At 56.7% G+C, this 11212-nt stretch carries 10 protein-coding genes; 7 read left to right on the forward strand and 3 right to left on the reverse strand.

From position 1 onward, the window contains the following. Window positions 1-57 precede the first annotated feature (57 nt). The 3 genes from pldA to rhtC all read left to right on the forward strand — a co-directional run bounded on the left by pldA (window position 58) and on the right by rhtC (window position 3529). Window positions 58-927, forward strand: coding sequence for a phospholipase A (pldA, locus tag F153LOC_RS19325; protein ID WP_100778447.1), 870 nt, complete (start codon window positions 58-60; stop codon window positions 925-927). A gap of 90 nt (window positions 928-1017) precedes the next feature. Next, complete coding sequence (gene recQ, locus F153LOC_RS19330) at window positions 1018-2847, forward strand: ATP-dependent DNA helicase RecQ (RefSeq protein WP_100780793.1); 1830 nt, start codon at window positions 1018-1020, stop codon at window positions 2845-2847. 61 nt (window positions 2848-2908) lie between these two features. Next, window positions 2909-3529, forward strand: a complete 621-nt coding sequence (gene rhtC / locus F153LOC_RS19335) for a threonine export protein RhtC (protein ID WP_100778448.1) — start codon at window positions 2909-2911, stop codon at window positions 3527-3529. Between the two features lie 50 nt (window positions 3530-3579). Here rhtC and rhtB read toward each other — a convergent pair whose 3' ends face one another. Further along, complete coding sequence (gene rhtB, locus F153LOC_RS19340) at window positions 3580-4200, reverse strand: homoserine/homoserine lactone efflux protein (protein WP_102105647.1); 621 nt, start codon at window positions 4198-4200, stop codon at window positions 3580-3582. Between the two features lie 109 nt (window positions 4201-4309). Here rhtB and pldB point away from each other — a divergent pair, with 109 nt between their 5' ends. The 3 genes from pldB to F153LOC_RS19355 all read left to right on the forward strand — a co-directional run bounded on the left by pldB (window position 4310) and on the right by F153LOC_RS19355 (window position 7110). Beyond that, window positions 4310-5302 carry a lysophospholipase L2 gene (gene pldB, locus F153LOC_RS19345; RefSeq protein WP_102105646.1) on the forward strand — a complete coding sequence of 331 codons (993 nt, stop codon included), beginning with the start codon at window positions 4310-4312 and terminating at the stop codon, window positions 5300-5302. Between the two features lie 25 nt (window positions 5303-5327). Beyond that, window positions 5328-6128: a sugar/pyridoxal phosphate phosphatase YigL gene (gene yigL / locus F153LOC_RS19350; RefSeq protein WP_100778451.1), complete on the forward strand. Its 801-nt coding sequence runs from the start codon at window positions 5328-5330 to the stop codon at window positions 6126-6128. An 82-nt stretch (window positions 6129-6210) separates the two neighbouring features. Continuing rightward, window positions 6211-7110, forward strand: a complete 900-nt coding sequence (locus F153LOC_RS19355; protein WP_102105645.1) for a carboxylate/amino acid/amine transporter — start codon at window positions 6211-6213, stop codon at window positions 7108-7110. On the opposite strand, the gene metR is transcribed toward F153LOC_RS19355, so the two are convergent. Beyond that, window positions 6998-7951, reverse strand: coding sequence for an HTH-type transcriptional regulator MetR (metR, locus tag F153LOC_RS19360; protein ID WP_102105644.1), 954 nt, complete (start codon window positions 7949-7951; stop codon window positions 6998-7000). The genes F153LOC_RS19355 and metR overlap by 113 nt on opposite strands. A 115-nt stretch (window positions 7952-8066) precedes the next feature. Between metR and metE the strand changes: the two genes are divergently transcribed. Further along, a complete protein-coding gene (metE, locus tag F153LOC_RS19365) occupies window positions 8067-10328 on the forward strand; it encodes a 5-methyltetrahydropteroyltriglutamate--homocysteine S-methyltransferase (protein ID WP_102105643.1) in 2262 nt (753 codons plus the stop codon). A gap of 27 nt (window positions 10329-10355) precedes the next feature. On the opposite strand, the gene F153LOC_RS19370 is transcribed toward metE, so the two are convergent. Next, window positions 10356-11192 carry a PRD domain-containing protein gene (locus tag F153LOC_RS19370; protein ID WP_100778455.1) on the reverse strand — a complete coding sequence of 279 codons (837 nt, stop codon included), beginning with the start codon at window positions 11190-11192 and terminating at the stop codon, window positions 10356-10358. Window positions 11193-11212 lie beyond the last annotated feature (20 nt).

Below are 11212 nucleotides of genomic sequence, written 5' to 3' on the forward strand. Positions count from 1 at the left end.
TAGAATGTGGCCCACATAACTATTCACATAATTTCATTTTGCAGGAGAACCCCACCGATGCGGACGTATCTGGGTTGGTTACTGGCGGCGGTTACGCTGCCGCTCACAGCATTTGCGCAGGAAGCGACGCTCAAGGAAGTGCACGATAAGCCCGCCGTTCGCGGCAGCATTATTGCTAACATGCTTCAGGAGCACGATAACCCGTTCACGCTCTACCCGTACGACACAAACTATGTGATCTACACCCAGACGAGCGATCTCAACAAAGAAGCGATCAGCTCCTATAACTGGTCCGATAATGCGCGTAAAGACGAAGTGAAGTTCCAGCTCAGCCTGGCCTTCCCGTTCTGGCGCGGCATTCTGGGGCCGAACTCGGTTCTGGGCGGCTCATATACCCAGAAATCCTGGTGGCAGCTCTCCAATAGCGGCGAATCTTCTCCGTTCCGCGAAACCAACTATGAGCCGCAGCTGTTCCTCGGTTTTGCGACCGACGACGAATTTGCCGGCTGGACGCTGCGTGATGTGGAGTTTGGCTATAACCACGACTCCAACGGCCGTTCCGATCCGACCTCGCGTAGCTGGAACCGCCTGTACACACGTCTGATGGCGGAAAACGGCAACTGGATGGTAGAAGTGAAGCCGTGGTATGTGATTGGCGATACGGACGACAACCCGGATATCACCAAATACATGGGCTACTATCAGCTGAAGATCGGCTATCAGCTGGGCGATGCGGTGCTGAGCGCCAAAGGTCAGTACAACTGGAACACCGGTTACGGCGGCGCAGAGCTGGGGCTGAGCTACCCGATGACCAAACATGTACGCATCTATACTCAGGTGTACAGCGGTTACGGCGAGTCGCTGATCGACTACAACTTCAATCAGACCCGCGTCGGCGTGGGCGTGATGCTTAACGATCTTTTCTAGCCTGCTAGAATGTTTTTGCGTTAAACGTTGAAGTTTCTCTCTCAGGCGCTGAAAATAGCGCCTGTTTTGTATCTGGCAAATGGGGTTAACGTGGCGCAGGCGGAAGTAATGAATCAGGAATCGCTGGCTAAACAGGTTTTGCATGAAACCTTTGGCTACCAGCAATTCCGCCCTGGCCAGGAAACCATCATTGAAACCGTGCTGGAAGGCCGCGACTGTCTGGTAGTGATGCCGACAGGCGGCGGCAAATCCCTGTGCTATCAGGTTCCCGCGCTGGTGCTGGATGGTCTTACGGTGGTGGTTTCACCGCTCATTTCCCTGATGAAAGACCAGGTGGATCAGCTGCTGGCTAACGGCGTCGCCGCTGCCTGTATCAACTCCACTCAGACTCGTGAACAGCAGCAGGAAGTGATGGCCGGATGCCGTACCGGGCAGATTCGCCTGCTGTACATCGCCCCGGAACGTCTGATGCTGGACAACTTCCTCGAACATTTGGCGCACTGGAACCCGGTGCTGCTGGCGGTCGACGAAGCGCACTGTATCTCCCAGTGGGGTCACGATTTCCGCCCGGAATACGCCGCACTCGGCCAGCTCCGCCAGCGTTTCCCGGCGCTGCCGTTTATGGCACTCACCGCCACGGCGGATGACACCACGCGTCTGGACATCGTGCGCCTGCTCGGGCTTAACGATCCCTTTATCCAGGTCAGCAGCTTCGACCGCCCCAACATCCGCTACATGCTGATGGAAAAATTCAAGCCGACGGACCAGCTTCTGCGCTACGTGCAGGAGCAGCGCGGCAAATCCGGCATTATTTACTGCAACAGCCGTGCGAAAGTGGAAGACACCGCCGCGCGTCTGCAAAACCGTGGCTTTAGCGCTGCGGCCTATCACGCCGGTTTAGAAAACCATATCCGCGCCGATGTGCAGGAAAAATTCCAGCGTGATGACCTGCAAATCGTGGTCGCGACCGTGGCGTTCGGGATGGGGATCAACAAACCGAACGTGCGCTTTGTGGTGCATTTCGACATCCCGCGCAATATCGAATCCTACTATCAGGAGACGGGCCGCGCCGGGCGTGACGGTCTGCCTGCCGAAGCGATGCTGTTTTACGATCCGGCGGATATGGCGTGGCTGCGCCGCTGCCTGGAAGAAAAACCGCAGGGGCAGCTGCTGGATATCGAGCGTCATAAGCTCAACGCGATGGGCGCGTTTGCCGAAGCGCAAACCTGCCGTCGACTGGTACTGCTTAACTACTTTGGTGAGGGGCGCCAGGAGCCGTGCGGTAACTGCGATATTTGTCTCGACCCGCCAAAACAGTACGATGGGCTGATGGACGCGCGTAAGGCGCTCTCAACCATTTACCGCGTGAATCAGCGCTTTGGTATGGGTTACGTGGTGGAAGTGCTGCGCGGTGCAAATAATCAGCGTATCCGCGAGATGGGCCACGATAAGCTGCCGGTTTATGGCATTGGCCGCGAACAGAGCCACGAACACTGGGTGAGTATTATCCGTCAGCTGATTCACCTCGGTTTCGCCACACAAAATATCGCCCAGCACTCCGCGCTTCAGCTCACGGAAGCGGCGCGTCCTGTGCTGCGCGGTGAGTTAGCGCTGCAGCTTGCGGTTCCACGCGTCGTCGCTCTGAAACCGCGCGTGATGCAGAAATCCTACGGCGGCAACTACGATCGCAAGCTGTTTGCCAAACTGCGCAAGCTGCGTAAAGCGATTGCCGACGAAGAGAACATCCCGCCGTATGTGGTGTTCAACGATGCGACGCTGATCGAAATGGCCGAGCAGATGCCGCTCAGCGCCGGTGAAATGCTGAGTGTCAACGGCGTTGGTACGCGCAAACTCGAGCGCTTTGGCAAAGAATTTATGGCGCTTATTCGTTCCCATGCTGATGGTGACGATGAGGAGTAGTCAGTCCGGCTAAAAAGTGCCAGGATGGTGACTCACTGAATTATTTTCCCGCGAGTTAATTATGTTAATGCTATTCCTCACAGTGGCGTTGGTGCACATCGTTGCGTTGATGAGCCCTGGCCCTGACTTTTTCTTCGTTTCGCAGACTGCCGTCAGCCGCTCCCGCAAAGAGGCGATGATGGGCGTGCTCGGTATTACCATGGGTGTCATGGTCTGGGCTGCCGTTGCGCTGCTTGGCCTGAACCTTATCCTCGCGAAAATGGCCTGGCTGCATAATATCATTATGGTCGGCGGTGGCTTGTATCTGTGCTGGATGGGCTACCAGATGCTGCGCGGTGCGCTGAAGAAAGAAGAGAGCGTAGCCGCTGAACCTAACGTTGAGCTGGCGACCGGTGGACGCAGTTTCGTGCGCGGCTTACTGACCAACCTTGCAAATCCAAAAGCGATTATCTACTTCGGCTCGGTGTTTTCCCTGTTCGTCGGTGACGACGTCGGCGCGGGCGCGCGCTGGGGCATTTTCCTGCTGATCGTCGTCGAAACCTTCGCGTGGTTTACCGTGGTAGCGAGCCTGTTCGCCTTACCGTCCATGCGCCGCGGCTATCAACGCCTGGCGAAGTGGATCGACGGCTTTGCGGGTGCGCTCTTCGCAGGGTTTGGGATTCACCTGATTATCTCCCGCTAATATCCTGAATGCCGGATGCGGTGCTTGCACCGCTATCCGGCTTTTCCCGGCTAAGCATGCCTCGCCGACGCCAGCAACGCACCCACCAGCATAAACAACGACCCGAACACTTTGTTCAGCGTCTTCATCTGTTTCGGCCCTTTTATCCACGCGGCAATTCGTTGCGCCAGGGTTGCGTAACCAATCATCACAATGATATCGACGATAATGGTGGTGGCTCCGAGCACCACGTACTGCATCACCTGTGGCTGATGCGGGACAATAAACTGCGGAAAGAGGGCGGCGAGAAAGACGATGCTTTTCGGGTTGGTCAGGTTCACAAATACCGCGCGTTTAAACAGGCGACCACGCGTCTGGGTATGGGCGAGGGTATTCAGGTCAATCGAGCCTGCCGCGCGCCACTGCTGGATGCCCAGCCAGATCAGATAGGCCGCGCCCGCCCATTTGAGCACTTCAAACGCCAGCACCGAACGCGAGAACAGCGTCCCAAGGCCAATCCCCACCAGCACGATATGAATACCCAGCCCGGTCTGCAGTCCGGCAATGGACGCGACCGCGCCGCGATAGCCGTGGTTAATGGACGTGGTCATGGTATTGATCGCGCCAGAGCCAGGGGAAAGGCTCAGGATGATGGATGTCAGCAGGTAAGCGAACCACCACTCGAAGGTCATTTGAAACTCCCGAATCGTCTATTTTTATGCCACAATACGCTATTGTCGCGTCATTGTGTGACGCAACCAGAAAAAACGATATTCCTTGGCTTACAGGGGTGGAAACCCGATGTTTCAGCAGAAAAAGGACTGGGAAACACGCGAGAACGCATTTGCTGCTTTCTCCATGGGGCCGCTGACCGATTTCTGGCGTCAGCGCGAAGAAGCCGAAATCACAGGCGTGGATAATGTTCCGGTGCGCTTTGTTCGTTTTCGGAATGTCAAAAACGACCGCGTGATCGTGGTTTGCCCCGGTCGTATCGAAAGTTACGTTAAATACGCTGAACTGGCCTACGACCTTTTCCATCTTGGGTTTGATGTACTGATTATCGACCATCGTGGGCAAGGGCGCTCCGGTCGGTTGTTATCCGACTCGCACCGCGGGCATGTGGTGAATTTCAGCGATTATGTCGACGATCTCGCCGCGTTCTGGGAGCAGGAAGTACAGCCGGGTCCGTGGCGCAAGCGCTATATCCTGGCACACTCCATGGGCGGGGCGATTGCGACGCTCTTTTTACAGCGTCATCCGCATCAGTGCGATGCCATCGCGCTCACCGCGCCGATGTTTGGCATCGTGATGCGCTTTCCGGACTGGATGGTGCGCCATATTCTCGACTGGGCTGAGGGCCATCAGCGCATTCGTGAAGGCTACGCGATCGGCACCGGTCGCTGGCGCGCCCTGCCGTTTGCCGTGAACGTGCTAACGCATAGCCGCCAGCGGTATCGGCGTAACCTGCGTTTCTACGCTGATGAGCCGCGCCTGCGCGTCGGTGGACCAACGTACCACTGGGTGCGTGAGGGTATCCGCGCGGGGGAGTCTGCGCTGGCCGGTGCGGGTAAAGATGCCACGCCAACGTTACTGATTCAGGCGGAAGAAGAGCGTGTGGTGGATAACCGCATGCACGACCGTTTTTGCGAATTGCGCGCCGCCGCCGGGCACCCCTGTGAAGGGGAGAAACCCTTGGTCATAAAGGGCGCGTACCATGAGATCCTTTTTGAAAAGGACACCATGCGCTCAGTCGCGCTCAACGCTATCGTCGAGTTTTTCGACAGGCATAACTGATTTCCTATTGAGGTTAAATTTTCCTATGTACCAGGTTGTCGCATCTGATTTAGATGGCACGCTGCTTTCTCCCGACCACACCCTGTCGCCTTACGCGAAAGAAACTTTAAAACTCCTGACAGCCCGTGGCGTGAATTTCGTCTTCGCAACAGGCCGCCACCACGTGGACGTGGGGCAGATCCGCGATAATCTGGACATCAAAGCGTACATGATCACCTCCAACGGTGCGCGCGTACACGACACCGACGGCAATCTGATCTTCACCCATAACCTCGATCGCGATATCGCCGCCGACCTGTTTGGCGTGGTGCATAGCAACCCGTCAATCGTCACCAACGTTTACCGCAACGACGACTGGTTTATGAACCGTCATCGTCCGGATGAAATGCGTTTCTTCAAGGAAGCGGTTTTCAACTACACCCTGTACGAGCCGGGTCTGCTGGAGCCTGAAGGGATCAGTAAAGTGTTCTTCACCTGCGAAAGCCACGAAGAGCTGCTGCCGCTGGAGCAGGCCATTAACGCGCGCTGGGGCGACCGGGTGAACGTCAGCTTCTCAACGTTGACCTGTCTGGAAGTGATGGCGGGCGGCGTATCGAAAGGTCACGCGCTGGAAGCGGTGGCAAAACGCATGGGCTACGAGCTGAAAGATTGCATCGCCTTTGGCGACGGCATGAACGACGCTGAAATGCTGTCGATGGCCGGGAAAGGCTGCATTATGGAAAACGCGCACCAGCGTCTGAAAGATCTGCACCCGGAGCTGGAGGTGATTGGCACCAACACCGATAACGCCGTGCCGAACTACCTGCGCAAACTGTTCCTTGAATAATCTTCATTTGATTATTTATTACTCAGTTGTCAACTGAAGAGTTCGCTACAATGCACGTCCTTCTTTCTGAGAGACATGCATTGTGGCGCTACTCATTATCACCACTATCCTGTGGGCCTTCTCGTTCAGCCTGATCGGTGAATATCTTGCCGGACACGTCGACAGCTACTTCTCTGTGCTGATGCGCGTTGGGCTGGCTGCACTGGTGTTTCTGCCGTTCCTGCGCTTGCGCGGACAGACGATCAAAACCATTCTGCTATACATGCTGGTGGGCGCAATGCAGCTCGGCATCATGTATCTGTTCAGTTTCCGCGCCTATGTCTATCTGTCGGTATCGGAATTCCTGCTGTTCACGGTGCTGACGCCGCTCTACATCACGTTGATTTATGACCTGCTGAGCAAACGTCGTCTGCGCTGGGGCTACGTCCTGAGCGCGTTGCTGGCGGTGGCCGGTGCGGCGATTATTCGCTACGACAAAGTGAGCGATCACTTCTGGACCGGGCTGATGTTTGTCCAGCTCGCGAACATCAGCTTTGCCATTGGCATGGTGGGTTACAAACGCCTGATGGAGATCCACCCGATGCCGCAGCACAACGCGTTCGCCTGGTTTTATATGGGGGCGTTCATCGTGGCGGTGGTGGCGTGGTTTATGCTGGGCAATCCGCAAAAATTGCCGACCACCACACTGCAATGGAGCGTGCTGATCTGGCTTGGGGTAGTCGCTTCAGGGCTGGGTTACTTTATGTGGAACTACGGGGCCACGCAGGTGGATGCCGGGACGCTGGGCATCATGAACAACGTTCACGTGCCTGCGGGGCTGCTGGTGAACCTGGCAATCTGGCAGGAACAACCCCACTGGCCGAGCTTTATTATTGGGGGAACGGTAATTCTGGCTTCCCTGTGGGTGCATCGCCATTGGGTCGCTCCGCGCTCCGAACAAACGGCAGATGGTCGCAAGCGTGATTCCGCGCTGAGCGAATAAACGCCTCCGTGACCGGCTGACGCTGCTCGCCATCGCGCACGGCAGCGTACAGTCGGCTCCACAATCCCTCACCCAGGGTTTTGGTTACTACCAGGCCCTGACGTTCAAAGCTCTCCACCACCCAGTGCGGCAGCGCCGCGATCCCCATTTTAGCCGCCACCATCTGAATCAGCAGCAGGGTGTTATCGACACTTTTCAGGTTCGGGCTGATGCCTGCTGGTTGCAGGAAATGGCGCCAGATATCCAGACGACTGCGCTGCACCGGATAGATCATCAACGTTTCGGTCGCCAGATCTTCCGGCGTGACGCGCGTTTTCACCGCCAGCGGATGGTCAGGTGCCAGCACCAGGCGCACTTCATAATCAAACATCGGCGAATAGTGCAGACCGCTGCGCGGCAGAATATCGGAAGTCAGCACCAGATCCAGCTCGCCCTGCTGGAGAGACGGCTGCGGGTCAAAGGTCACGCCCGATTTAAAGTCCATCTCTACCTGCGGCCAGTTCTGACGGAAATTCTCAAGCGCGGGCGTCAGCCACTGAATACAGCTATGACATTCAATTGCGATGCGCAGCCGTGTCTGCTGCGGCTCATTGCAGGATTGCAGAGCGCTGGCGATTTGCGGCAGCACCTGATTTGCCAGCTGCAGCAAAATCTCGCCCTGCGGCGTAAAGCGCAGCGGCTGGCTCTTACGCACGAACAGACGAAAGCCAAGGCGTTGTTCCAGATCGCTGAACTGGTGGGACAGGGCGGATTGTGTTTGATGCAGCGTGGCCGCAGCCGCTGCGAGCGAACCGCAGTTCCGCAACGCTTGTAGCGTTTTCAGGTGTTTTATCTCGATCATGAAAGTCCTTCACTTCGCCATGAACAATTTGCGCTTGTGGATCATACAGTACATTCACATTATGGATGTGTAAACATCTGGATGGCTAAATAACGAATTCATAAGAGGCAGCGACATGACAATTATTAACCACACCCTCGGTTTTCCTCGCGTTGGCCTTCGCCGCGAGCTGAAAAAAGCACAAGAGAGCTACTGGGCGGGCAACGCCACCCGTGAAGAGCTGCTGGCGGTTGGACGCGAGCTGCGTGCGCGTCACTGGGATCAGCAAAAACAGGCAGGCGTGGATCTGCTGCCGGTGGGCGATTTTGCCTGGTACGACCATGTTCTGACCACCAGCCTGCTGCTCGGCAATGTGCCGGCTCGTCATCAGAACAACGATGGATCGGTAGATATCGACACCCTGTTCCGCCTGGGTCGTGGGCGCGCACCGACCGGCGAGCCAGCGGCAGCCGCAGAAATGACGAAATGGTTTAACACCAACTATCACTACATGGTGCCGGAGTTTGTAAAAGGCCAGCAGTTCAAACTGACCTGGACGCAAATCCTGGATGAAGTGGACGAAGCGCTGGCGCTGGGCCACAAAATCAAACCTGTACTGCTCGGCCCGGTAACTTATCTGTGGCTGGGCAAAGTGAAAGGCGAGCAGTTTGACCGCCTGAGCTTGCTGAAAGACATCCTGCCGGTGTACCAGCAGGTGCTGGCTGAGCTGGCAAAACGCGGCATCGAGTGGGTACAAATCGACGAACCGGCGCTGGTACTGGAGCTGCCTCAAGCGTGGCTGGATGCCTTCAAACCGGCTTACGACGCTCTCTCCGGGCAGGTTAAACTGCTGCTGACCACCTATTTCGAAGGCGTCACGCCGAACCTCGACACCATCACCGCGCTGCCGGTGCAGGGCCTGCACGTTGACTTGGTTCACGGCAACGATGACGTAGCTGAGCTGCACAAACGCCTGCCGTCTGACTGGCTGCTCTCTGCCGGTCTGGTCAACGGACGTAACGTCTGGCGCGCCGATCTGACCGAGAAATACGCGCAGATCAAAGACATTGTCGGCCAACGTGATCTGTGGGTAGCTTCGTCTTGCTCCCTCCTGCACAGCCCGATCGATCTGAGCGTGGAAACGCGTCTGGATGCGGAAGTGAAAAGCTGGTTTGCCTTCGCCCTGCAAAAATGTGAAGAGCTGGCCCTGCTGCGCGATGCGCTGAACAGCGGCGACACGGCTGCGATTACCGAATGGAGCGCACCGATTCAGGCGCGCCGTCACTCGACTCGTGTTCACAACGCGGCGGTGGAAAAACGTCTGGCGGCGATCACCGCAAAAGACAGCCAGCGTGAAAATGCCTATGAAGTTCGTGCTGAAGCCCAGCGCGCGCGCTTTAATCTGCCGGCCTGGCCAACCACCACTATTGGCTCATTCCCGCAGACCACTGAAATTCGCGGCCTGCGTCTGGACTTCAAAAAAGGCAATCTCGACGCCAATAACTACCGCACCGGCATCGCCGAACACATCAAACAGGCGATTATTGAGCAGGAACGCCTGGGTCTGGACGTGCTGGTTCACGGCGAAGCCGAGCGTAACGACATGGTGGAATATTTCGGCGAGCATCTGGACGGTTTCGTCTTTACCCAGAACGGCTGGGTGCAGAGCTACGGCTCACGCTGCGTGAAACCACCTGTGGTGATTGGCGACGTGAGCCGCCCGGAAGCGATTACCGTCGAATGGGCGAAGTACGCCCAGTCTCTGACCGACAAACCGGTCAAAGGCATGCTGACCGGTCCGGTGACTATTCTGTGCTGGTCCTTCCCGCGCGAAGACGTGACCCGCGAAACCATCGCCAAACAGATTGCGCTGGCGCTGCGTGATGAAGTGGCGGATCTGGAAGCGGCAGGCATTGGCATCATCCAGATTGACGAACCGGCACTGCGCGAAGGTCTGCCGCTGCGTCGCAGCGACTGGGCGGCGTATCTGGAGTGGGGCGTGGAAGCGTTCCGCATCAACGCCGCCGTGGCAAAGGACGACACGCAGATCCACACCCACATGTGTTACTGCGAATTTAACGACATCATGGACTCGATCGCCGCGCTGGATGCGGATGTGATCACCATTGAAACGTCGCGTTCCGATATGGAGTTGCTGGAGTCGTTCGAAGAGTTCGACTACCCAAACGAAATCGGACCGGGCGTGTATGACATTCACTCCCCGAACGTACCCAGCGTGGAGTGGATTGAAGCTCTGCTGCAGAAAGCCGCCCAGCGTATTCCGGCTGAGCGTCTGTGGGTCAACCCGGACTGCGGCCTGAAAACCCGCGGCTGGCCAGAAACCCGTGCGGCACTGGCGAACATGGTGAAAGCCGCGCAGAACCTGCGTCAGGCGTAATGCGATATGGCCGGGCGATTGCCCGGCCTAGGCATGACCGTCCATTAACCGGCTGATGTGAATGCTCAGCCACGTCAGCTCATCTTTCGGCAGCGTTAGCTGATACTTCTCCTGGACGTAATCGCGAATCACCCACGCGACGGTCATTGCGTCCGGGCGATGGCGCATCAGCTCCTGATAAAAATCCTCGGTCTCACTGACCACCACGCTTCCACTTAACACGCGTTCCGCGAAATAGCGCAGATGGGTGATAAACCGCCGGTAATTCACCGACTCCGTATCGATCGCTTTGCTCAGCTTGTATCGCACGATCTCGGCGATGCGATTCACCAGTTCGACCTGCTGATGGGCGGAGCTGTTGTCATCTTGGCTGCTGGCGTTAATGAGATGGAACGCAATATTGACCGCTTCTTCTTCCGGCAGCTCTACGTCAAAGCGTTCATTCACGTTGTCTCGCGCCTGCATCCCGACGCGGTATTCTTGCGGGTAATAGCGCTTCACTTCCCAGCTCAGTTTATTCAGGATCAGCTGCCCGTTACGGCTACGCTCCACCGCAAAATGCAAATGTTCGGCGAGCGTAAACAGCAGCACGGAGTTCAGCTTTTCGCCGCACAGGCTGCGGGCGAGCGTGAGAATCTCATGGCTGACGTCAAAGTACGCCGCAGGAATGGTATCCGTCAGGGATAAAAAATGGCGTGATTTCAGATCGCTAAGCGGCAGAAAGACTTTCTCCACCTGCGCCAGGTCGATATGCGTACCGGGTTTGGCTCCGAACCCAATCCCTTTACCAAACAGGATCATCTCCCGCTGGTCGTGATCGACCAGCAGCATACTGTTATTGAGCGATTTTTTTATCGTTATCACGGTTATTCCTGCGGCCTGGC

Origin of the sequence: Lelliottia sp. F153, from assembly GCF_002870005.1 — a bacterium.
GTDB lineage: Bacteria > Pseudomonadota > Gammaproteobacteria > Enterobacterales > Enterobacteriaceae > Enterobacter > Enterobacter nimipressuralis.

Excerpts from the sequence above, each read along its gene's own strand:
- rhtC (WP_100778448.1), top strand. The coding sequence starts at position 2,909 with ATGTTAATGCTATTCCTCACAGTGGCGTTGGTGCACATCGTTGCGTTG.
- yigL (WP_100778451.1), top strand. The coding sequence starts at position 5,328 with ATGTACCAGGTTGTCGCATCTGATTTAGATGGCACGCTGCTTTCTCCC.
- metR (WP_102105644.1), bottom strand. The coding sequence starts at position 7,951 with ATGATCGAGATAAAACACCTGAAAACGCTACAAGCGTTGCGGAACTGC.
- rhtB (WP_102105647.1), bottom strand. The coding sequence starts at position 4,200 with ATGACCTTCGAGTGGTGGTTCGCTTACCTGCTGACATCCATCATCCTG.
- pldA (WP_100778447.1), top strand. The coding sequence starts at position 58 with ATGCGGACGTATCTGGGTTGGTTACTGGCGGCGGTTACGCTGCCGCTC.
- pldB (WP_102105646.1), top strand. The coding sequence starts at position 4,310 with ATGTTTCAGCAGAAAAAGGACTGGGAAACACGCGAGAACGCATTTGCT.
- metE (WP_102105643.1), top strand. The coding sequence starts at position 8,067 with ATGACAATTATTAACCACACCCTCGGTTTTCCTCGCGTTGGCCTTCGC.